Origin of the sequence: Microvirga sp. (genome assembly GCF_014699075.1) — a bacterium.
Taxonomy (GTDB): domain Bacteria; phylum Pseudomonadota; class Alphaproteobacteria; order Rhizobiales; family Beijerinckiaceae; genus Microvirga.
Window position 1 is genome coordinate 376892 of record NZ_JACXAB010000004.1, and the last position, 20243, is coordinate 397134.

At 60.9% G+C, this 20243-nt stretch carries 14 protein-coding genes; 8 read left to right on the plus strand and 6 right to left on the minus strand.

Annotation, left to right across the window (positions count from 1 at the left end):
* Positions 1 to 127 precede the first annotated feature (127 nt).
* From IC232_RS09380 to IC232_RS09390, 3 genes are read left to right on the plus strand one after another with little or no spacing between them, the layout of a single operon-like run.
* Positions 128 to 2206 carry a PAS domain-containing protein gene (locus IC232_RS09380; RefSeq protein WP_190844652.1) on the plus strand — a complete coding sequence of 693 codons (2079 nt, stop codon included), beginning with the start codon at positions 128 to 130 and terminating at the stop codon, positions 2204 to 2206.
* Positions 2206 to 2637: a response regulator gene (locus IC232_RS09385; RefSeq protein WP_190844653.1), complete on the plus strand. Its 432-nt coding sequence runs from the start codon at positions 2206 to 2208 to the stop codon at positions 2635 to 2637. The genes IC232_RS09380 and IC232_RS09385 overlap by 1 nt, the downstream gene beginning before the upstream one ends.
* Complete coding sequence (locus tag IC232_RS09390; protein ID WP_190844654.1) at positions 2634 to 3686, plus strand: sensor histidine kinase; 1053 nt, start codon at positions 2634 to 2636, stop codon at positions 3684 to 3686. Before IC232_RS09385 ends, IC232_RS09390 begins: the two co-directional genes overlap by 4 nt.
* 91 nt (positions 3687 to 3777) lie before the next feature.
* Here IC232_RS09390 and IC232_RS09395 read toward each other — a convergent pair whose 3' ends face one another.
* Both IC232_RS09395 and IC232_RS09400 read right to left on the minus strand, forming a co-directional pair.
* The gene (locus IC232_RS09395) at positions 3778 to 6249 is read right to left on the minus strand and encodes an SdrD B-like domain-containing protein (protein ID WP_190844655.1); all 2472 of its coding nucleotides are present in this window, start codon (positions 6247 to 6249) and stop codon (positions 3778 to 3780) included.
* A 284-nt stretch (positions 6250 to 6533) separates the two neighbouring features.
* Complete coding sequence (locus IC232_RS09400) at positions 6534 to 6875, minus strand: hypothetical protein (RefSeq protein WP_190844656.1); 342 nt, start codon at positions 6873 to 6875, stop codon at positions 6534 to 6536.
* A 395-nt stretch (positions 6876 to 7270) separates the two neighbouring features.
* On the opposite strand from IC232_RS09400, the gene IC232_RS09405 reads away from it, so the two are divergent.
* The gene (locus tag IC232_RS09405) at positions 7271 to 8914 is read left to right on the plus strand and encodes a Na/Pi cotransporter family protein (RefSeq protein WP_190844657.1); all 1644 of its coding nucleotides are present in this window, start codon (positions 7271 to 7273) and stop codon (positions 8912 to 8914) included.
* Positions 8915 to 8923: 9 nt separating this feature from the next.
* Here IC232_RS09405 and IC232_RS09410 read toward each other — a convergent pair whose 3' ends face one another.
* Positions 8924 to 9124, minus strand: a complete 201-nt coding sequence (locus IC232_RS09410) for a hypothetical protein (protein ID WP_190844658.1) — start codon at positions 9122 to 9124, stop codon at positions 8924 to 8926.
* A 132-nt stretch (positions 9125 to 9256) separates the two neighbouring features.
* On the opposite strand from IC232_RS09410, the gene gcvA reads away from it, so the two are divergent.
* Positions 9257 to 10192, plus strand: coding sequence for a transcriptional regulator GcvA (gene gcvA, locus IC232_RS09415; protein ID WP_190844659.1), 936 nt, complete (start codon positions 9257 to 9259; stop codon positions 10190 to 10192).
* A gap of 16 nt (positions 10193 to 10208) precedes the next feature.
* Here the strand turns inward: gcvA and mdoH are convergent, their stop codons facing one another.
* On the minus strand, positions 10209 to 12404 hold the full coding sequence (gene mdoH / locus IC232_RS09420; protein WP_190844660.1) for a glucans biosynthesis glucosyltransferase MdoH: 2196 nt from the start codon (positions 12402 to 12404) through the stop codon (positions 10209 to 10211).
* Positions 12380 to 13810 carry a glucan biosynthesis protein gene (locus IC232_RS09425; RefSeq protein ID WP_190844661.1) on the minus strand — a complete coding sequence of 477 codons (1431 nt, stop codon included), beginning with the start codon at positions 13808 to 13810 and terminating at the stop codon, positions 12380 to 12382. Before IC232_RS09425 ends, mdoH begins: the two co-directional genes overlap by 25 nt.
* A 325-nt stretch (positions 13811 to 14135) precedes the next feature.
* Between IC232_RS09425 and glmU the strand changes: the two genes are divergently transcribed.
* Both glmU and glmS read left to right on the plus strand, forming a co-directional pair.
* On the plus strand, positions 14136 to 15509 hold the full coding sequence (glmU, locus tag IC232_RS09430; protein WP_190844662.1) for a bifunctional UDP-N-acetylglucosamine diphosphorylase/glucosamine-1-phosphate N-acetyltransferase GlmU: 1374 nt from the start codon (positions 14136 to 14138) through the stop codon (positions 15507 to 15509).
* Between the two features lie 110 nt (positions 15510 to 15619).
* Positions 15620 to 17446, plus strand: a complete 1827-nt coding sequence (glmS, locus tag IC232_RS09435; RefSeq protein WP_190844663.1) for a glutamine--fructose-6-phosphate transaminase (isomerizing) — start codon at positions 15620 to 15622, stop codon at positions 17444 to 17446.
* A 126-nt stretch (positions 17447 to 17572) separates the two neighbouring features.
* Here glmS and recG read toward each other — a convergent pair whose 3' ends face one another.
* Complete coding sequence (gene recG, locus IC232_RS09440; RefSeq protein ID WP_190844664.1) at positions 17573 to 19690, minus strand: ATP-dependent DNA helicase RecG; 2118 nt, start codon at positions 19688 to 19690, stop codon at positions 17573 to 17575.
* 224 nt (positions 19691 to 19914) lie between these two features.
* Between recG and IC232_RS09445 the strand changes: the two genes are divergently transcribed.
* Positions 19915 to 20211 carry a succinate dehydrogenase assembly factor 2 gene (locus tag IC232_RS09445; protein ID WP_190844665.1) on the plus strand — a complete coding sequence of 99 codons (297 nt, stop codon included), beginning with the start codon at positions 19915 to 19917 and terminating at the stop codon, positions 20209 to 20211.
* The last annotated feature ends 32 nt before the right edge of the window (positions 20212 to 20243 follow it).

Genomic DNA, 20243 nt, shown 5'->3' on the forward strand with positions numbered 1-20243 from the left:
GTGTCGATTCCGTCACAGACCCGGTTGTATTGGGTGCTTCCCATGGCTCTCGGCGAGACTGCGCCTAAATACGCATAAGCTCCGCCCGGCTCAGATAGGGAGGCTGGCTGCTGTCCAGCGCAAGTTTTTGAAGACAATCAATTTTGAGGCGCTGTTCAGCGCATCCCCCAATCCTTATGTGCTTCTGGACCTTTCCCTCAACATCGTCGGGATGAACGATGCCTACCTCAAGGTCACCATGCGCGAGCGGGAGGATCTAGTCGGGCGCAACATGTTCGAGGCCTTTCCCAGCGATCCGGCCTCCTCAGGCCATCGACAGTTGCGGAGCTCCTTCGAGAAGGTGATCCGCGAGAGGGTGGCCGATCATATTCCCATCATCGAATACGCTATTCCCCTTCCCAACGACCAGGGCTTCGAGGAACGCTTCTGGAGCGCGTCTCACACGCCGCTCTTCAATCATGCGGGCGAGATGACCTTCATCCTTCAGCATACGGTCGATGTGACCGAGCTGCAGCGTTTGCGGGTTCTCGCAAAAAGCTCCGGCTTGTCGTCCGGGCCGTCCGTTCTGATCGAGACGGGGATGCTCCGCAGGGCGCAGGCAGTGCAGGAGGCCAATCAGGCTCTGACAGAGGAGCGCCAGCACCTGCGGGGTCTCTTCGAGCAGGCTCCCGGCTTCATGGCGGCCCTCAGCGGCCCGGACCATGTTTTTACGATGGCCAATGCCGCCTATCTGCGGCTGATCGGCCGTGAGAACATCATCGGAAAGAGCGTCCGGGAGGCATTGCCTGAAGTCGTCGAGCAGGGTTTCCTGGCTCTGCTCGACCGCGTGCATCAAAGCGGACAGCCCTTCGTCGGCCGGAGCATCAGGATCGTCCTTGAGCCAAGCTCCGGCGGCGCTCCGGAGGAGCGCTTTCTCGATTTCGTCTACCAGCCGATCTTCGACACGGACGGTAAGGTGTCCGGGATTTTCGTCCAGGGTCATGATGTGACCGAGCAGAAGCGGAATGAGCAGGCTCTGCGCGCGAGCGAGGAACGCTTCCGGGTCATTGCCAACTCCATCGATCAGATGATCTGGGCAACGCAGCCGAACGGCTCCCATGACTATTACAATCAACGTTGGTACGAATACACGGGCGTTCCCGAGGGCACGACGGACGGAGAAGGATGGAACGGCATGTTCCATCCGGATGACCAGGACAGGGCCTGGGGTGTATGGCGCCAATGCCTGGAAACAGGGGAGCCCTACCACATTGAATACCGCCTTCGGCATCGCTCGGGCGAGTATCGCTGGGTTCTTGGCCGGGCCCAGCCGCTTCGCGACGACAAGGGGCGCATCGCTCGGTGGTACGGCAGCTGCACGGACATCCACGACCTCAAGATGGCTCAGGAGGAGACACGCCGGCTCGCATCGATGCTGACGGAACGCGTGGCTGAACTGGATGAGGCCAACGAGGAAATCCAGCGCTTTGCCTATATCGTGAGCCACGATCTCAGGGCGCCCCTCGTCAACGTCATGGGTTTCACCAGTGAGCTCGAGGCCGCACAAACAGAGGTGGAGCGCTTCTATCGGCATGTTCTTGCGAAGGACCCTCAGCTGGTCACCGCGGAGACCCAGACGGCTGTTGAGACGGACCTGCCGGAGGCGATCGGGTTTATCCGTTCCTCGACCGTCAAGATGGACAAGCTGATCAACGCTATCCTGAAACTCTCCCGCGAGGGAAGGCGCGTTCTCATGCCGGAGCCGCTCGGCATGCGCCAGCTGCTTGAGGCCCAGTGCGAAAGCGTCGCACATCAGCTCCAGGAGCGCGGCGCGGAGCTGGTCATCGAGGCTGTCCCGGACCTCACAAGCGATCGGCTTGCCATCGAGCAGGTCTTTGGGAATTTGTTCGACAACGCCGTCAAGTACTTAGACACTGGCCGCCCTGGGCGGATCGTCGTCCGAGGCAGTGACCTTGGAGCGAGTGTCCGGTTCGAAATCGAGGATAACGGTCGAGGGATCGCCCCCAAGGACTTCGAGCGGATCTTCGACCTGTTCCGACGCTCCGGCGTTCAGGACCAGCAGGGGGAGGGTATCGGACTTGCACATGTGCGTGCGCTCGTGCGAAGGCTTGGCGGCACGATCACCGTGTCCTCGCGACCGGGTGAGGGCTCGACCTTCACGGTAGTTCTGCCAAAATACATCAGCACGAATTCGGAAGCCGCCTAATGCCCCAGCAGCAGCCTGTCACCATCATCATGGTCGAGGACGATGAGGGGCATGCTCGCCTGATCGAGAAGAACATTCGCCGAGCAGGCGTCTGCAACGAGATCCGGACCTTTGCGAGCGGGACCAGCGCTCTAGAGCACATGTTCAGCGACGATGTTCGCAATGCCGGGCCGTTCCTCGTTCTGCTGGATCTGAACCTGCCGGACATGAACGGGGTGGACATTCTCATCAAGCTGAAAGCGGACGAGAAGTTGAAGCGCGCGCCGGTGGTTGTGCTCACGACCACCGACGACCAGCGTGAAATCCAGCGTTGCTACGACCTCGGCGCCAACGTCTACATCACGAAGCCGGTCGAGTACGAGTCGTTCTCCCAAGCCATACGCCAGCTGGGATTGTTCCTGTCTGTTATCCAGGTTCCAGAGACCCTATGATTGAAGGCATTACAGACAGCCCGCCGATCCGGCTCCTGTACATCGATGACGACCACGGCCTTGGTCGCCTTGTCGAGCGAGCCCTTTCGCGCCACGGCTTCCATGTCAGACATGCGTTGAGTGGCGACGAGGGACTGAGACAGCTCGCCACGGAGCGTTTCGACGTGATCGCTTTGGATCACTTCATGCCGGGCAAGGAGGGGCTGGAAGTCCTCACGGAGATCCACAAGCTCCCCGATCCTCCGCCGGTGATCTACGTGACCGGCACCGATGAAGGCCGGATTGCGGTTGCCGCTCTCAAGGCGGGTGCGGCGGACTATGTGATCAAAGATGTGGGTGGGGTCTTCCTTGATCTTCTCCGCACGGCTGCCGAGCAGGCTCTTGCAGCGGCTCGTCTCAGACGGGAGAAAGAAGCGGCCGAGCGGGAAATGCGTGCGGCGCGGGAGCGGGCGGAGATGCTCCTTCGCGAAGTCAACCATAGGGTCGCCAATAGCCTGCAGCTTGTTGCCTCTCTTGTGGCCATGCAGCAGAGAGCACTGCGGAACGATACGATCGCAAGGGACACCCTCACCGAAACCCAGAGCCGGATAACGGCCATATCGCAGATTCACCGGCGTCTTTATACCTCTAACGACGTTCGCTTCGTGGAGATGGACACCTATCTCCAAGGGTTGGTCGAGGAACTGGAAGGCGCCATGAGGGCTGCCGGTCGCGTGCATACGATCAGGGTTCTGGCGGAGCCGATCGCGATTCCCACCGACAAGGCCGTCTCCGTTGGGGTCATCGTGACAGAACTCGTCACCAACGCTTTCAAGTATGCCTATCCCGAGGGTGCTTCCGGCGACATTCGGGTTGCCCTGTCGTCCTCCGGCGAGAAGGCTGTCCTTGTGGTCGAGGATGACGGCATTGGTTGGAAGGGCGACGGGGAAGTGCAGGGAAGCGGCCTTGGCACGAAGATCGTGAAGGCCATGGCGTCCAATCTGCAATCCGCTATCGAGTTCGATCAGCAGCATGCCGGGACACGTGCCGTGCTGCCCTTCTCAATCTGAAGGAGATCTTCACATGCACTTCTTTCAAAAAGGACGTGCGAGTTCCCTGGGCACCTGCCGCCGTGAAGATCAGTTAGGATCCTTCGGATCGTCAGATCAGATAGAAGTGACTGTACTTCAGATTGAGGCCTGCGCCGATCTTGGCGAACTCGACTGCCTTGATCTTCGTCCCTGAACCATCAGCATCGTAAGAGAGAACGCCTGAGGCCTTGTCGTAGACCAGGTAGTCGTTCTTGTCTTTGGCCATTGTACCGACCGTGAAGAAACTCTTGTTCAGCTGCGACGGCTTATCGAGCGAGCCTTTGCCGAGCTTCTTGAACACGGCGTCGTCGAGGTAGAATACATCGTCTTTCACCTTGGAGTCGGTGATCGTATCGAAGTTTACCTGTCTGTCGGTCGTCGAACTGCCCAGCCGTTCATTGAACACAAATTTGTCCCTGCCGGTGCCCCCGGCCAGGACGTCGTTGCCGTAACCACCGAAGACCATGTCGTCACCCTCGGCAGCTGCAATCACGTTCTTGCCGGCGTTGCCGATCATCACGTTGTTCAACTTGTTGCCGGTGAGGCTGAGGTAAGTTGTGCCGGAAGCCGTGATGTTGCTCACATCGTCAGCGAGCGTCATGCTGGAGGAAGTGACGAGCGTCTTCTCCTCCTGCAGCCAAGCGAGATCGCCCGAGAAGGTGGATGGCAGGACGAAGCCGAGGGGCATCTCGTCGCCAAAGATATAATCTGCACCGCCCGTGCCATAGAGCCTGTCGGAACCGGCTCCGCCAACGATCAGATCGTCACCGCCATTGCCATAGCCGATGTCATCGCCGCTTGCGCCGATCATGACGTCCCGGGTGTTGCCTCCGAACAGCTGATCGTTGCCATCTTTGCCGTTCAGGCCGTTGACGCCCTCATTGCCATAAAGATTGTCGTCACCGCTTGCGCCAATCAGCTTGTCCCGGTCATTGCCGCCATAGCCGTTCTGGCCCTTGCCGAGATCCCGCCATTCGTATTTGCGAAGGGCGACCTGCCGCTCGTCGTTGGCATCGGCATTGGCAGGCTTGCTGCCAGCCAGTGCAACCAGATCTGCGAACTTGACCACCGTGCCGTCGCTTAGCTTAAGGACGGCGGCCGAACTGCTGTCCAGTCCCGAGTAGTCGTTGAAGACGATGGCGCCGCCATCGCTGAACGTCAGCGCAAGTTTGGTGTGCTTCGGCGTATCGATCCAGTTCGCAACCTTGCCGACCCAAGTTGCCTTGATATCCTTGAGGGAATAGCCCGAAAGCTCGATGACATCGTCGCCGGGCCTGAAGTCCCAGATCATGTCGACGCCATCGCCCTTGGCATAGCGATAGGTATCGTGGCCGTCGTTGCCGTAAAGGTTGTCGCCGATGAGAACCTTGTTCAGCTTTCCGTTGCCGGGGTTCAAGGCAATTTCGCCGCGATCCGTGCCGCCGTAGATCGTGTCGTTGCCGCCTTCACACTGCATTTCGTCATTGCCGCTGCCGCCATGGATGAAGTCGTCGTGGTCGCCTGCCTCGATGAGATCGTCGTTTCCGATCTCCTTCACAGGAGTCGGGGCAGGGGGTTGAACGTCAACCTTGGACAACCCGGCGTCTACGGCCGTGACGTGCCTCAGCGTCTCGCTGATCGTGTAGGATCCCGTACGGCCGGTGCTTGCGTCGGCATCGCTGTCCCGGGCTTCGTCCGAGCCGGCATTCATTGCCGTGAACTGATATGTGCCAACAGGCCCCTTGCCGAACTGAACGTCATAGGTTCCGAACGAGAGATCACCCAAGCGATACTCGCCATTTTCGTTCGTAGTGACAGTCGACACGATCTTGCCGCTGGAATCGATTAGATTGACCTCGATACCGGGCAGGCCATTCTCCTGGCCGCTGTCACCCTGCAGACCATCTTGGTCGAGATCGAGCCAAACTCGCCCTGAAAGAGACCCAGTCGGTGCTGCCGGGTTCGCAACGATCGGTGCTGCGGGCGCAAGTCCCCAAAGCTTCAGACTGTCCTCCCGCTTGGCACCGTCCGGGCCGACGCTCGTGAGACGTGCGCCGAAGCCCTGCTGCGCCAGATGCTCGAGGGTCAGGTTGTCGGTGGCGTGGTCCAGGATGATGGAGACCGTTTTGATGTCATCCCGTCCCATGCCGGACGTTCCGATGCCGATGCCCACATCGTAGGGGGTGAGGGGGCGACCCTTCATGGTGTCGCTGTTGCCGCTGCCCGGCACAGACTCGACCCCATCCGCGTCGAACAGCTGGCCTTCGATCATGGGTTCGAAACCGGCGGCTCCCACAACCGAGAGACCCTTCAGCCAAGTTTCGTCTGCAGGGTCGTTCTCGACACCTGCAACATGGAAGAAAATGCCGCGAAGATCGGCAGTTTCCTCAGTCCCATTGGCGTCATTATCCAGGATGGTTGCAGTCAACCGGAGGGTGCCGTCTGCAAGCTGCTCAACGAGAAAATTAACTGCAGGAGTGCCGATTTCGTATTCGGAACCGGTGTTACCGATCAGTTCATCCTTGTTGATGATGAACTCGAGCGCTCGAACCACGCCAGACATGAAACTTGCCCCAGACAAGAGTTAGCTGACGCAGTGAGGTCAGAGCGAGCCACTCCATATTTTGGGATCCATCAACTCTTTTCATGACGCAAAGTCAATCGCTGCCAAAGTCTCTATACAAGGCACACATAAGCTTGTCTTTTAACATTATTCGTAGATGCAACTTCATTGCATCGTATAACAGTGAGGTTCCGCTAAGAAACCATTGGATACCAAAGCCAATCCTCACTATGCAGGTACAAAGCGGTCGCTCGGATATCTGAAAGGGAAAGACACCAACGCTTTTATCTGTGCGGATTTCTTCTGGAGTGAGTGGCATTCAGTCTTGTTCGGATCGCGCCGACCAAGATATTCAATTCCCGCTGCAGCCGGCTTAATCGCGACAGGATCTCATGGTCCGGCATCTGGGAGGCAGCGGCACCATCTTCTCCATTCGGCAGCGGTTGTGCCATGCTGCGCAATTCCTCCAGGGTCGTCGGGCCAATATTAGGCACAGTCAGCCACTGGGCATCGGAGATGCTGGCGACCTCGCGGATCGTAGGACACCGCCCCTGGAATTCTGCCAGGATGGCCCCCCGGACTCGTCCGGAGCATTTCTCAATCGGAAATGGATCGTCCAAACCCATCTCACATCCTCGCAAACTCACTATTGAAATACCGTCTATCAAGAATGCAACCCTTAAGACTTGGCCGCGCCGGATACTCATGCGTACCGGCTAAATGTGGAAAAGAGCAGACGTCATTTCGGGGATAGGGGCATGCGTTCGGAGTAGCCAAATTGTTCCACATCCACATTCGGTCGTCCCTGGAAGGGTATGCAGGTTCAAATCTTTGAACTTATTAGGCAATTAGGATTAGATTCCCCTTAGCTATCGAGGCGCATTTCAATCTGCCCTAACCGGCAGAATTTTATGGCGCTCTCGCACCCGCCATCATGATTAGCCGGCAACCTGATTGCGATCCTAGCTTTTGAAGGATAAGCAGGTCGATTGTGCCATCTCTTTGGGTTTTCGAGGGCTGAATGTCTGCTACATCCGTCTTGATCCACCTGTTCGGTGAGATTGCCCTGCTTCTCTGGGGCATCACCATGGTCAATAGCGGGGTGCAGCGCGCTTTCGGTAGCGATCTGCGCTGGATCCTGGGGGTGGCGCTGAGAAACCGCCTGCAAGCCTTTCTGGCCGGTGTCGGCGTCACCACCGTTCTCCAGAGCAGTACGGCCACAGCCCTGATGGTGGCGTCCTTCACGGCCGGGGGAGCGGTGGACATCGTTCCGGCTCTTGCCGTGATGCTGGGGGCCAATGTGGGCACCACCCTGATCGTACAGGTGCTGTCCTTCGATGTTTCCCTGATCTTCCCGGTTCTTGTCTTCGGCGGCTTCATGGCTTTCCGGCGCGGGAAAACAAGCCGGACGAAGGATCTGGGTCGCGTTGCCATCGGCCTTGGATTGATGCTTCTGTCGCTTCACCTGCTGAGCGAGACGATCCATCTGATCGAGAACTCGGCTGTCCTGAAGGAGCTCCTTGCGTCCATCGCTTCAGATCCGCTGATCCTGGTCTTCCTGTCGGCGTTCTTTGCGTGGATCGCCCATTCCAGCGTGGCCGCGATGCTGCTGATCATGTCCCTGGCCGCAGCCGGCGTGATCGGACCGTCCGCGGCTCTCGTGATGGTGCTCGGCGCCAATCTCGGCAGCGCACTCAATCCCTTCCTGGAAGCCATGGGAGGCGATCCGGCCAAGATCCGGGTGCCGATCGGAAACCTGGCCACGCGGGTCGTCGGATGTGCCGTGGCGTTGCCTCTCATCGAGCCAATTTTATCAGCCATCACGCTGATCGACCCGAATCCATCGCGTCTCGCAGCGAACTTTCACACGATCTTCAATGTGGCGCTGGCCGCCCTCTTCATTCTGCCACTGCCATGGGTCGCAAAGCTGCTCGTCAGGCTGTTTCCTGAGAAGCTCCAGGCCTCCGACCCAGGAGTGCCGCAATATCTGGACAAGGATGCCTTGGACACGCCGTCCGTTGCCCTGTCCAACGCAGCCCGTGAGGTTCTGCGGATGGTCGATACGGTCGATGCGATGCTGCGCAGCTCGCAGGATCTGTTCCGGGAAGACGACATCAGCCGCGTTGATCAGGTCAGCCGCACAGACGACGTGCTGGATCGCCTATTCAGCGCCATCAGGCGCTATCTCAGCTCCATCAACCATGAAGCATTGAACGAGGCGGAGGCGAAACGCCTCTCGGACATCCTCGCCTTCGCGATCAATCTGGAGCATGTGGGCGACATCATCGACAAGAACCTGATGGAGCTTGCCGCCAAACGCATCAAAAACCACCTGCGCCTGCCGAAGGACAGCTTGGACGACATCACCAGCATGCACGCCAAGCTGCTGGAGCACCTGCAGCTGGCCGCCTCCGTGCTCATGTTCCAGGACATCGGCTCGGCTCGCAGGCTCGTCTCCGAGAAGGAGCGCTTCCGGGATCTCGAGCGCGCGGTGGCACAGAAGCATCTCGATCAGCTTCGGTCCGGCCGGACTGCAGGGGACACAGGCACGCTTCAGCTCGACATCGTCCGTGACCTGAAGCGCATCGAGGCTCACATCGCCTCCACCGGCCACTCCCTGCTGGAACAGAGCGGAGAGCTCAAGCCGAGCCGCCTGACCTCCTGATCGCGAAAGCTACTTCTGATCTTTCAGGGTTCGCCAATCCATGTAGCGGACAGGGTCGGGCAGACCGATGTCGCGCCGCTCATGATCAGACAGGTGGCTCAGATCCCAGATAGCCGTATCGGTCCTGAGAAGCCCTGGCTGGAGCCAGAGCTTCAGGCGCAGCCAAGCGTTCTCGATACCGCGCGAGCGGCGAGTCTCTTCGTACCTCATGACAGCCTACCGATTTGTTTCGCCAGAGGGCTTCCGAAGCCCTCGATCCAGCATCTGTAAGGTGCTCCCGTTTCAGGAGCTTGACAAAGCAAATGCCAATAGGCTGGCATAAGGCAGCCTTATGGATGATCTATGCCCAAGATGCTGTCGAAACTTCCCCCCATGAGCGCCGTCAGGGTCTTCGAGGCAGCGGCGCGGCACCAAAGCTTTACCCGGGCAGCCGAGGAACTGGGCATGACACAGGCCGCCGTGAGCTACCAGATCAAAATTCTGGAGGACCGCATCGGCGCGCCGCTGTTCGTCCGTTTGCCGCGCCAAGTCAGCCTGACGGCCAAAGGGCGGCAACTTGCTCCCGCCGTGACCGAGGCTTTCGAAGCATTGCGCACTGCCTTTGCGGGCATTGAAGCAACGGCTCAAACCGTACTCTCGATCTCGACGCTCACCACCTTTGCGGCAAACTGGCTGGTACCCCGGCTGGGGCGCTTTCAGCAGCTCCATCCGGATATTGCCGTTCAGATCAATATCTCGGGGCAGGTGGTGGATTTCGGCCAGAGCGACTTCGACTTAGGCATCAGAAGCGGCAACGGGAACTGGCCCGGGCTGGAGGCGCATCTTCTGTTTCCGAACCTGTTCACACCGGTCTGCAGCCCCACGCTGCTCCAGGGCATCACGCTCGAAGAACCATCCGATATTTTGCGATTTCCAATCATCTCGCCGAACGATCCCTGGTGGCAGGACTGGTTTTCTGCCGCAGGGGTGAAGGACTTCGATCCTTCGCAGCGCCCCGACAACTATCTCGGCGCTCAGCAGTTCGAGGGCATGGCCGCCATGGCAGGGCAGGGATTTGCCCTGATCAACCCCTACTTCTTCCCGGCGGATCTCGCGGCAGGTCGTCTCGTTCAGCCGTTCGACCTGCTCGCCACGTCCGAACGGGGCTACTGGCTGGTCTACCCGAAAGCGCGCCGGCGCTCCGCCAAGATTGAAGCGTTCCGCGACTGGGTTTTGAGTGAAGTGGCGGGGGATGCGGAAAAGACGTCCGCAATCATCCCCATGGAAGCCGGGGCGTGACAGCCCCGGATCCGAGCTACTCCGCGGCCTGCGCTTCGGCTGGTTTGGGCTTCAAGTGGACCAGCATGTCGATGAGTGCGCGGTCGTGGAGGACGACCATGCGCTCCTTGTTGTGAAGCCAGTTCACCGCATCGTCGATGGTTTCGGCATCGACGAGTTTAGCCTCCGCGAGCGCACGCTCCGTCTCGATGATCCCACGTTTGCGAGGCGGGGCCGGCGGAAGCATCTCGACATGACGCTCCCTGAGGGTCGGATTCTCGTAGATGGCCCTCAGGCTGTCCGCGTCGTCGAAGCCGAAGGTGATGTTGCGGGCTTGAAGCTCGTTGGCGCGCGTGGCGATGGCCGGAGGCTGGTGCTCCTCGGGCGTCCTGAGAAGCCCAAGCCGCTTCAAGGCGAGACCTGCTCCCAATTGGCCGCTGAGCCAGGAGAGCGGGATCGCAAGCAGCAGACCGATGATCGTCGGCGACATCCACAGGAACAGGGACGTGGCGATCATGAATGCCGAGAGACCGGCAAGGGCTCCCAGCACCGTATGGGCCCGGTGGCGACGGACGATGTCCTTGAACGGAATGGAGCCGTCGTCGCGACGCTGCGGCTGCCAGCCCGTGTCGCGCCCGAGCAGGATCTGGAACACCGAACCGGACTGGATGAGCATGAGGATCGGCGCTAGGAGAGCCGATAGGATGATCTCGATGGTCGAGGAGATGACCAACCGGATTCCACCTCCCGAGGCGCGCCGGTCGCTCCCGCGGATCAGCATCAGGATCAGCCCAAAAAACTTCGGTGCAAGCAGGATCCCCATGGTCACGGCAAACAGCGTGAGGGCTCGCTCGGGGTCGAACCGCGGCCAGATCGGGTAAAGGCGGAAATCACGGGCGAAATATTCCGGCCGGATGTAGGTGGTCTGCAGAACCAGGGCGATACCGACGATCAGCTGGAACAGCCAGAACGGCGAGGCGAGATACGACATGATGCCGGTGGCGAAGTGCTGGCGCGTCGGCAACTTCAGGCCCTTGGCGGCAACCACTCGCATGTGCTGGAGATTGCCTTGGCACCAGCGCCGGTCGCGGGCCGACAGGTCGATCAGGGAAGGCGGGCTTTCCTCATAGGACCCCTGCAAGTCCGCAAGCATGTAGACCGACCAGCCGGCGCGGCGGAGCAGGGCGGCTTCCACGAAGTCGTGGCTGAGGATGTGTCCACCAAAGGGCGGCTTGCCCTTGAGGTCCGGCAAGCCGCCATGAGCCGCGAAAGCCTTGGTGCGGATGATGGCGTTGTGGCCCCAGTAATTGCCGTCGCGTCCCATCCAGACCGCAAGGCCCATGGCGATCACAGGACCGGTCACGCGGGCGGCATATTGCTGGAGTCGGGCAAACAAGGTGTTGCGGTTGATGATGAGCGGCAGGGACTGGATGATGCCTGCATCCGGATCGGCTTCCATGGCGGCAGCCAGGCGCACGATGCACTCGCCGGTCATGAGGCTGTCGGCATCGAGCACCAGCATGTGCTCGTAATGCCCGCCCCAGCGGGAGACGAAATCGGCGATGTTGCCGGCCTTGCGGTGATGGTTTTTTTGGCGGTGACGGTAGTAGAACCGAGCCCCGGGTCCCAGGCGCTCTCTCAACGCCAGGAAAGCCCGCTCTTCCGCAACCCAGGCATCAGGGTTCGTGGTGTCCGAGAGGATGAAATAGTCGAAGCTGTCCCCGAGCCCTGTCGCCTGAACCGATTCATAGATCGCTTCGAGGGCCGCGAAGGTGCGGTCGGTCTGCTCGTTATAGACCGGCATGACGATGGCGGTCTTCTGCTGGAGCGTCGAAGGCAGTGGGCCCCCATGTCCTGGGCGACGGAGCAAAGCGAGGAAGCCCAGGAGCGCGCTGGTGAACGCAACGGCGATCCACGAGAAATTGACCGTGAACAGGCCGAGGAGCACCCACTGGAGAGCCGTGGTGCGGCTGACCGACACGACCTGATACATCTCCCAGGTACCGTAGGCCGTAATCAGGAGACCGCCGCCAAAAACGAAAAGGCGCGCGAGCCAAGTTCCCAGTTTCGGGTGCTGCAGGACAGGCTTGCGCTCTTCCGACGCCGACCAGTGCCGGAGCGACTGGGTCGGCATATCGAGGTGCTTTTCGGGGGGCATAGCGGCGGTGGGCCGCTCAAGAGCAGCTACGTTCGGGTTCGAATCGTGACTTACGGTGTCCAACGATACAGCCATGTCTCGCTAATCGGTTTCCCGCCTGCTTCAAGGATCAGGCGCATCTCACACGCGTTTTCGTTGCCTGGGTCAAGCTCGAATGCGACACGTACTGTCTTTCTCTCAGGATATGGCAAAAGTTTGAGGTTTTGGAACGTTCCAGGGCCAACGGTTAAGACAGATTTTAGGTCCGCCGGCAGATTCTCACCCAGCATGTCGCCCGAGAAGTCCACCGTGAACCGCCGTCGCCGGGCTCCGCTGCCTCGGCCCGACCGGGTCTGTGTCACAGTCGCGAGGGGCGGGCGCTCCGGCGCGCTCCAACCCCAGTACTGCCGATAGGCCAACGCAACCTCCGACCCGGCCGCCATGGGTGCCCTCGGACGCCAGTAGGTGAGGATGTTGTCGTTGATCTCGGCGTCGGTCGGGATCTCCAGCAGCTGCACGCTGCCCTGGCCCCAATCTCCGAGGGGTTCGATCCAGACGCTCGGCCGACGCTCGAACCGCTGATCGTCGTCCTGGAAAGCCTCAAAGGACCGCTCGCGCTGCAGCAGACCGAAGCCCCGGGGAGCATTGTCGACAAAGGCGGATATCTGGAGCGTCTCCGGATTGTGAAGCGGCCGCCAGAGCCATTCGCCGGAGCCGTTCAGCATCTGAAGGCCCGATGAATCGTGGACGGCGGGTCGAATGTCGTCCGAGTTGAGAAGGTCGTTCGCCCCATAAAGATAGGTCGAGGCGAGGCCACCTAAGCCAACATGCTCCAGGTTGACGCGCGGAAACAGGGTGGTTTCCACGTCGACGATGGTCATGTCGCCTGGGCGGAAGGTCATGCGGACGGCACCCGTCGTCGATTCGGAATCGAGAACGCCGTGAATCGTGATGCTGTTGCTGCCCACAGCTGGTCGCTCGAGCCAGAAGGCACGGAAGGCGGGGAATTCCTCGCCGCGGGCCTCGGCCGGACGTAAGGTCAATGCCCGTGCGATGGCGCCATAGTTCTGACCTCGGGCGAGCGCACGGAAAAAGGTGCCGCCCTGCACGACCGCAAAGTCGAATGGCCGGCCGTTGCCCACCTGGGCGATCAGCTTGAACCCCGAATAACGGATATCCCCCAGATTGTTCGGCAGGTTGACCCGGCCGAATTCGAACTGGGACGGCTGGTAGCCGATGCGGCGAACGGCTCCGTCCTCGACCATGAAAAGCTCGACCGCATCCCGGAACACGAAACCACGATGGAGCGGCTCGACTGAGATTCCACGGTTCTCAGAAGCCCAGATAGGCGGCTGCGTGTAGCGGATCGCGCCATACTGCTCCGGGTTCAGATTCGCGAACACATCCGGCAGGTCGTTCGGAGGAGGGGCAAACGGCTTCTTGGCAAGCTGGCGCGCAATGTCGACCACAACCGCCGGATCGAACCGTTGATTCTCTCCCATTCTGGCTGAAATCGTCTCTTGAGGCGTCTGCGCCCTAAGGCTCGACGCGAATGCCAGCCCGGCGACGGAGGCACCGATGTAGGCCAGCATGTCGCGCCGGCGAGGATGGAAGGGGGATCGACCCCTTGGCGATACCGGCACAGTAATACTCTTGCGTGTACGAAGGCTCTTCAGCCAGACAAGTGGAATGCTTTATACATATCGTCAATTGTGAGCACGAAGTAAACGCGGCCATTGGGCAAACTGCCTGATTGCTCACGAAACGATTGCCGATTTACCCCTTCTGATTTAGCTGCACGGCAGTGCCCCACCGGATTGAAACTGTATGACCCTGTCTCACGCCTCCCAAGTCTCGTCTCGGAGCTGCCTGGCTATCGTGCTTGGAGCAGGCGAGGGCACCCGGATGAAATCCGCAAAGCCCAAGGTGCTGCATCAGGTCGCTAACCGCTCCATGTTGGGCCATGTCCTGGCGACCCTGACCCAGGCAGGCGCCACGAGCACCGCCGTCGTGGTCGGTCCGGATCGTGAGGACGTGGCCAGGGAGGTTCAGAAGATCTCGGCCGAGGCCAGGATCTTCGTTCAGACAGACCGGCTCGGGACCGCTCATGCCGTTCTGAGCGCCCGGGAGGCGCTGGCGCAGCCGGTCGACGATGTGATCATCGCGTTCGGCGATACGCCCCTGATCCTGCCCGAGACCTTCACAAAGCTGAGGGCGCCCCTAGCGGAAGGGGCCGCCGTGGTCGCCATGGGCTTCGAGGCGAAGGACCCGACCGGCTATGGCCGCTTCATCACATCGGGCAAAGAGCTTCTGGCCATTCGCGAGCACCGGGATGCCAGCGAGGCCGAGCGGGCGATTACCCTGTGCAATGGCGGGCTGATGGCGATCCGGGGCGATCTGGCTCTCACCCTCCTCGACAGGGTCGAGAACAACAACGCCAAAGGAGAATACTACCTCACCGACATCGTCGAGATCGCCCGCAGCCTGGGCCACAGGACGGCCATTGCCGTCGTGTCGGAGGAAGAGGTGCATGGGGTCAACGACCGGGCGCAGCTCGCAGCCGCCGAGCGCATGATCCAGGACCGCCTGCGCCAAGCCGCCATGGCGTCCGGCGTCACGCTGATTGCTCCGGAGACGGTGTTCTTCAGCCACGACACCCGGCTCGGGCAGGATGTGGTGGTCGAGCCGCATGTGGTCTTCGGTCCGGGTGTGGTGGTGGAGGAGGCAGCCGTCATCCACAGCTTCAGCCATCTGGAAGGAGCGCGGATTGCTTCTGGGGCAGGAGTCGGTCCCTTCGCCCGCCTGCGCCCCGGTGCAATGATCGGCCCTAAGGCCAAGGTCGGAAACTTCGTCGAGATCAAGAACACGGATCTCGGGGCAGGCGCCAAGGTCAGCCACCTGACCTATCTCGGAGATGCCAGTGTGGGCGCCGAGGCCAATATCGGAGCCGGCACCATCACCTGCAACTACGACGGATTCAACAAGCACCGGACCGAAATCGGCGAGGGCGCCTTCATCGGCTCCAACTCCTCGCTGGTGGCCCCCATTACCATAGGCAAGGGTGCATTCGTCGGTTCCGGCTCAGTTATTACGGACAATATCCCCAATAATGCCTTAGGTCTTGGCCGAGGACGTCAGACCGTCAAAGAGGGCTGGGCCATCGAATTCCGAGAAAAGGCTCAAGCCGCCAAGAAGAAATAAGGCCGTTTGTCACAATAGGTTACGCAAGTTGATTCTGCCCTTGAGGCCTCCCTTTGTAAGAGAGGCGTTAAGCGTAGCGTTGGTCGCGTTACAAAAGGAAGTTCTTCATCATGTGTGGAATTGTTGGAATCATTGGGAAAACGCCGGTCGCTCCCCAGATCGTGGAGGCGCTCAAGCGGCTTGAATACCGGGGTTACGATTCCGCCGGCGTCGCAACTCTGGAGGAGGGGCGCCTCGACCGCCGGCGGGCCGAGGGCAAGCTGCGCAATCTCGAGACCAAGCTTTCCCAATCTCCTCTTTCCGGCGTCATCGGCATCGGCCACACCCGCTGGGCGACCCACGGCAAGCCCAACGAGACCAACGCGCATCCGCACGCCACCGACAAACTGGCCGTTGTCCATAACGGCATCATCGAGAATTTCCGCGAGCTGAAGACCGGGCTCGAGGCCAAAGGCATCCGGTTTGAGACCGAGACCGACACCGAGGTTGTGGCCCAGCTCGTCACCTATGAGATCCGCCAGGGCCGTGGGCCGATCGAGGCCGTTGCCGTCACTCTGCCGCGCCTGCGCGGTGCGTTCGCGCTCGGCTTCCTGTTCTCCGGCGAGGATGATCTGCTGATCGGCGCACGCCACGGCGCTCCTCTCGCGATCGGCTATGGGGACGGCGAAATGTATCTCGGCTCCGATGCTTTGGCGCTGGCGCCGTTCACCGACAGCGTCGCCTATCTGGAAGATGGCGACTGGGCGATCCTGACCCATAGAGGCGCCGATATTCACGATGAATCCGGACGTTCCGTGCAGCGGGCCCGCCACAGAATCCCGGCCGGATCCTTCATGGCCGATAAGGGCAACTACCGCCACTTCATGGCCAAGGAAATTCACGAGCAGGCTGAGGTCGTGGGGCGCACGCTCGCGCACTACGTCAACTTCTCGGGTGAACGGGTTGAGCTGCCGTTCGAATTGCCCTTCGACTTCAAGAACCTCAATCGTATCTCGATCTCCGCCTGTGGCACCGCGTATCTGGCGGGGCTGATCTCGAAATATTGGTTCGAGCGTCTGGCGCGTATTCCGGTCGAGATCGATGTGGCGTCCGAGTTCCGCTATCGGGAGGCTCCTCTGGAGCCGGGCGGTCTGGCGCTCTTCGTCTCGCAATCGGGCGAGACGGCGGACACCTTGGCGTCGCTGCGCTACGCCACGTCCGAGAAGCAGCATACGCTCTCCGTGGTGAACGTGCCGACATCCACCATGGCTCGCGAGAGCAATGTGGTTGCGCAGACCCTTGCTGGCGTCGAAGTCGGCGTGGCATCGACCAAGGCATTCACCTGCCAGCTGACCGTGCTCCTGTCTCTCGCCATCGCAGCCGGCCGGGCGCGTGGAACGCTGAGTGCCGAGGACGAGAAGGAACTGGTGAACGCCCTGATTGCCGTGCCGGGCCAGATAACCGAAGCGATCAAGCGCGAGCATCAGATCGAGGTTCTCTCCCGCGAACTCTCCAAGGCCAAGGACGTTCTCTATCTCGGACGCGGCACCTCGTACCCCCTTGCGATGGAGGGTGCCCTGAAGCTCAAGGAGATCTCCTACATCCATGCGGAAGGCTATGCGGCCGGCGAGCTGAAGCACGGCCCCATCGCGCTGATCGACGAGACGATGCCGGTCATCGTCATTGCGCCCCACGATACCATTTTTGAAAAGACCGTTTCCAACATGCAGGAAGTCGCAGCCCGCGGCGGGCGCATCATTCTGATCACCGACGAGAAGGGTGCCCTGGAAACCGGTCTCGACACCATGGCCACGATCGTGATGCCATCGGTGCATCCTATTGTGGCGCCAATCATCAACTCGATCCCGATCCAGCTGCTCGCCTATCACACGGCCGTCTTCATGGGGAAGGACGTGGACCAGCCGCGCAACCTCGCCAAGTCCGTGACGGTGGAATAGGCACTTATTTCATGTCATCACCGGCCTTGTGCCGGTGATCTCGATTGGAAAAGCCTGGCGCTTCACAGCAGCGAGATGGCCGGGACAAACCCGGCCATGACGGGGCGTGTCTTCAACCGTTCAGGTCTATCCCGCCCGCAGTAGCCGGATCGCGGAATCGCGCTCGAACAGGTAGAGCAGCACTCGCAAGGCTTGCCCCCGCTCGCTCACGAGGTCCGGGTCGCGATCAACGATCAGGCGGGCATCGTCGCGGGCCGCGCCGAGGAGGTCGCCATCCACCTCAAGACGGGCCAGCTTGAAGCCGGGGGTGCCCGACTGACGGGTGCCGAGCACTTCGCCTTCACCGCGCAGCCGCAGATCCTCCTCGGCGATGCGGAAGCCGTCTTCCGTCTGGCGCATCATCTCAAGTCGCGCCTGTGCGACTTGGCCCAGTGGGCCCTTGTAGACCAGCAGGCATGTCGAGGATTTCGAGCCGCGTCCTATCCGCCCGCGCAGCTGGTGCAATTGCGCGAGGCCGAAGCGCTCGGCATGTTCGATCACCATGATGGTGGCGTTCGGCACGTCGACGCCTACCTCGATTACCGTGGTGGAGACCAGGATCTTGGTCTCACCGCCCGAGAACCGCTCCATGGCGGCGTCTTTGTCCCGGCCCGCCATCTTTCCATGTACGAGGCCGACTTGGTCGCCAAAGAAGCCTTTCAGCAACTCGAACCGCTCCTCGGCGGCAGCGAGGTCAATGGACTCAGATTCACCCACAAGCGGACAGACCCAGTAGACCTGATCGCCGTTGGCGATGGCCCGCCCGATTCCGCCCACCACTTCGTCGAGCCTGTCGATGGCGATGAGCTTTGTCGAAATGGGCTTGCGGCCCGCCGGCTTCTCGCTCAGCACCGACACGTCCATGTCGCCGAAATAGGTGAGAGCCAAGGTGCGCGGGATCGGAGTCGCGGTCATCACAAGGATGTCGACGGCCTCACCCTTGGAGCCGAGCGCCAGGCGCTGATGCACCCCGAAACGGTGCTGCTCGTCCACGACAGCAACACCCAGATCATGGAACGCGACGCCTTCCTGAAACAACGCATGGGTGCCGACCGCAATCTGAATGCTGCCGTCAGCAAGGCCCGCGAGAATCGTTCGGCGCGCGACACCCTTCTCACGTCCGGTCAGGAGCGCGATGGTCAGGCCGGCCTGCTCGGCCATCGGCGCAAGCCGCTCGTAATGCTGGCGGGCGAGGATTTCGGTGGGCGCCATCATGGCCGCCTGACGCCCCGCCTCGATGGCACTGGCCATGGTGAGCAGGCCGACGACGGTTTTTCCCGATCCTACATCGCCCTGTAGCAGCCGCAGCATCTTCTTGTCGGAAACCAGATCGTGGCGAATGTCCTCGACGGCTTTTTCCTGCGATGCCGTCAGTCCGAAGGGCAGGGCGGATCTCAGGCGCTCGACCAGACGCCCATCGCCCGCATTCACCCGGCCCGGCAGCCGCCGCATGCGGCTTCGCACGAGGGCGAGGGCAAGCTGCGAGGCAAGCAATTCGTCATAAGCCAGGCGCCGGCGCGGGGCGGATTTGGCGATCGCTTCCTCTGAGAGCTGCGCCGCATTGTCAGGTCTGTGGAGGGCAAAGAGCGCCTGCCGGAACTCGGGCAAGGCGTTGCGGCCCATCCAGGCTGGATCCTGCCATTCGGGCAGGTTCGGGACCGTTTCGAGGGCCGCACCGATATACTTGGCTACCATGCGCGATGAGAGACCCTCGGTGAGCCCATAGACGGCTTCGACCGCCGGCAGATTCTCGATGCCACGGTCGTCGAGGATCCGGTCCGGATGAACCATCTGCCGGCGGCCCTCCCAGAGTTCAATCTTGCCGGAGACATAGCGGCGCTCACCGACGGGCAGGATCTTCTCCAGGCGGGCCTTCTGACCGTTGAAGAAGATCAGCGTCACATCGCCGGTCTCGTCCTCCACCAGGATTCGGTACGGCGCCCGGCGGCCGGGCGGGGGCGGGCGGTGCGCGACGACGCTCACCGAGAGGGTGACCGGCTCGCCGACAGGAGCATCCGCTACGGAGCCCTTCATCTCCCGGGAAATGCCGCTGCTCGGCAGATGGAACAGAAGGTCTGCCACACGCGTGGGCTTGCCCGGCTCGCCGAGGAGGCGGTCGAGCAGGGGAGCGATCTTTGGGCCGACCCCTGGCAGGGTGTTGGCCGGGGCGAATAGCGGATCGAGAATGGAAGGACGCAGTGACATTCAAATGGGTGGCAACTGGAAGGGAGATGGTTATATAGCGGCTAGAGCATCGGACCCAAAAGTGAAATGCACTTTTGGGATCGACTCCGATGCTCAATCCTCTATACGGCGCATCGTTCAGTGCGGAAAACCGGATCCACTTTTCGCTGACGCGGCCCTCTGGGTCCGCACAATGCGCTAGGTCAGCCGGAGGCGACGGCCACTTATCAGATCGGAGCATCGTCATGAGCGGAACAACACGCAGCAGCGCCGGCCTTGATATTCGCCGCAGGCAGATCCTGTACCGTTCCTGGCACCGGGGCATGCGGGAGATGGACCTGATCATGGGCCGCTTTGCCGATGCGGAAATCGGGGAGCTCTCCGAGGAGGATCTTGCCGAGTTCGAGCGTCTGATCGAGGTGACGGACCGGGACCTGCTGGGCTGGATCACTGGCGAGATCGAGACGCCCTCGAATTACGACACGCCCCTATTCAGGCGCTTGAAGGCCTTTCACACCCACACGTCGCCGATACACAGCTGACGCTCTGGCAGCGCCGTTTTGACCGAACCGAG

Coding starts and splice junctions, on each gene's coding strand:
- IC232_RS09405 (WP_190844657.1), top strand. CDS start 7,271: ATGTCTGCTACATCCGTCTTGATCCACCTGTTCGGTGAGATTGCCCTG.
- IC232_RS09390 (WP_190844654.1), top strand. CDS start 2,634: ATGATTGAAGGCATTACAGACAGCCCGCCGATCCGGCTCCTGTACATC.
- IC232_RS09445 (WP_190844665.1), top strand. CDS start 19,915: ATGAGCGGAACAACACGCAGCAGCGCCGGCCTTGATATTCGCCGCAGG.
- glmU (WP_190844662.1), top strand. CDS start 14,136: ATGACCCTGTCTCACGCCTCCCAAGTCTCGTCTCGGAGCTGCCTGGCT.
- IC232_RS09400 (WP_190844656.1), bottom strand. CDS start 6,875: ATGGGTTTGGACGATCCATTTCCGATTGAGAAATGCTCCGGACGAGTC.
- glmS (WP_190844663.1), top strand. CDS start 15,620: ATGTGTGGAATTGTTGGAATCATTGGGAAAACGCCGGTCGCTCCCCAG.
- IC232_RS09410 (WP_190844658.1), bottom strand. CDS start 9,124: ATGAGGTACGAAGAGACTCGCCGCTCGCGCGGTATCGAGAACGCTTGG.
- gcvA (WP_190844659.1), top strand. CDS start 9,257: ATGCCCAAGATGCTGTCGAAACTTCCCCCCATGAGCGCCGTCAGGGTC.
- IC232_RS09395 (WP_190844655.1), bottom strand. CDS start 6,249: ATGTCTGGCGTGGTTCGAGCGCTCGAGTTCATCATCAACAAGGATGAA.
- IC232_RS09425 (WP_190844661.1), bottom strand. CDS start 13,810: ATGGGAGAGAATCAACGGTTCGATCCGGCGGTTGTGGTCGACATTGCG.
- mdoH (WP_190844660.1), bottom strand. CDS start 12,404: ATGGCTGTATCGTTGGACACCGTAAGTCACGATTCGAACCCGAACGTA.
- recG (WP_190844664.1), bottom strand. CDS start 19,690: ATGTCACTGCGTCCTTCCATTCTCGATCCGCTATTCGCCCCGGCCAAC.
- IC232_RS09385 (WP_190844653.1), top strand. CDS start 2,206: ATGCCCCAGCAGCAGCCTGTCACCATCATCATGGTCGAGGACGATGAG.